General features: G+C 45.6%; 2 protein-coding genes. Both read left to right on the top strand.

Translation table 11 applies throughout. The features are described from left to right. A partial coding sequence (locus ACYVRA_RS06310; protein ID WP_461251899.1) for an adenylate/guanylate cyclase domain-containing protein occupies positions 1-986 on the top strand: 986 nt, incomplete at its 5' end. A 12-nt stretch (positions 987-998) separates the two neighbouring features. After that, positions 999-1,852, top strand: an 854-nt coding sequence (locus tag ACYVRA_RS06305) for a FecR family protein (protein ID WP_461251898.1), incomplete at its 3' end; no start/stop codon positions are given.

The following is a 1,852-nucleotide window of genomic DNA, read 5'->3' as shown; positions in this document are numbered from 1 at the left end:
CCGCCGTCGTATTTTTATCGATACTTTTTATCTGGTTCTTTTCCAAGAACATTTCTTCAGCGTTAAAAATCCTTTCTAACGCCGCGCGAAAAATCGAGGGCGGCGATTTTGAACTCGATTTAAAACCTAGAAGCCGCGATGAAATAGGCTTTCTTACGACAAGCTTTCAACGGATGAGCCAGGCGTTAAGTATCTTCGGGCGGTTTACCAACCGCGAAATAGCGGTTAAAGCCATGCGCGGCGAAATAAAACCCGGAGGCTTGCCCAAACACGCTACCATTTTTTTCTCCGACATCCGCGGCTTTACTGAAAAATCCGAAATTTTTACAAAAAATTTTGGTAAAGGCGCTTCTGACAAAATCATTTTCTGGCTTAACGAGTATTTTACGCAAATGGTCAACTGCGTGGAAAAAACAAATGGCGTTGTTGATAAATTTATAGGCGACGCGGTTATGGCGCATTGGGGTACCGCGTACACCGCAGGAAGCCCCGCAAAGGACGCTTTTAACGGAGTTAAGGCGGCTCTTATGATGCGTAAGGCGCTTGTTATGCTGAATAAAAAACGCATACCCGATGATCCCGGAGACCCGCCGATTAAAATAGGCTGCGGCATTAATTCAGGTATTGTTACCGCAGGCCAGCTTGGCTCTGATCTTCGCATGGAATATACGGTAATAGGCGATCCTGTAAATCTCGCCTCAAGAATTGAAGCGTTAAATAAACCGCTGGGGACTGACATATTAATCTCCGAGAGCACGTGGAACCTTATAAAATATTTCTTTATTACCGAAGAAATGCCGTCTGTTACAGTAAAGGGAAAAGAAAAACCTGTTAGAATATTCGCCGTCGTAAATCATGTTTCGGTTACTTCCGGCCCTAGAACATTGACGGAAGTAAGGGAATTGCTCGGCATAAAGCCTCCTGATATTTCAAAGGTTGACACTAATGCCGAAGAAAAGAAATATAAAATTGGCGCTAACGCGTAACGGGATTCTAAAATGGGCGATGCGGCGGGCAAAGAAAGAAGAAAAACATCAAATAGAGCGCTGGATATTTTTGTCGTTATTTTTTGTCTTTGTGGCGCCATAGCGAGTCTGTATTACTTTTATCTGGATATTTATGCGACTTTCCGTTCATTAAACATTGTTCCCGCCGGGACTGTAACCGTAAAATACAACACTGTTCAGCGCCGTTTGGCGGACAGGGCGGTCTGGGACAGGCTTTTTGAACAATCGGCGGTTTACAGCGGCGATTTAGTCCGTATTGCGCGGCTTTCCGGAGCGACATTGAATATTGATGAAAACAGCATTGAATTAGGCGAGAATACGCTTATCAGGATTCAGAAAGACGAAGGCCCTCTGCAAATAGAATTTTCATACGGTAATATCAGCGTCACTTCCGCGAGAGACAGGGGAACGATTCTTTTATCAATCGGGGACCAGGTCGTGCAAGTGCAGCCTGGAGCGGAAATAAGCGCTCTTTCAGGGGACGGCGGTCTTGTGTTGCGCGTAACGGAAGGAGCGGCGCAGGTTATTAAGGAGGGACAGATTACGGAAGTGCCGGCGGGAGGGATAATTGTCCGTGATACGGAAGGCAACGAAGTGCGCCAGCCAATGGCCGCCGTTGTTCATCCCAAGCCTAACGCGGTGCTTTTAAAAACGGAAGCCGGTCCTTTAATTGTGGAGTTTAAATGGGCAAGAATTAATTTACAGCCTCAGGAGCTTTTAAGGCTGGAAATTGCCGAGGATAAATATTTTAAGCGAATAGTACAGACGGTTGATAATCTTGATTCAAGCGCGATAGCCTCTTTGAATACCGGCCTTTGGCATTGGCGGCTTTTAAATGGAAATAA

The sequence above is a fragment of the Treponema sp. R8-4-B8 genome, assembly GCF_054786175.1.
Note: the sequence above shows the minus strand (reverse complement) of the source record. Positions and strands in the feature narration are given on the sequence as shown.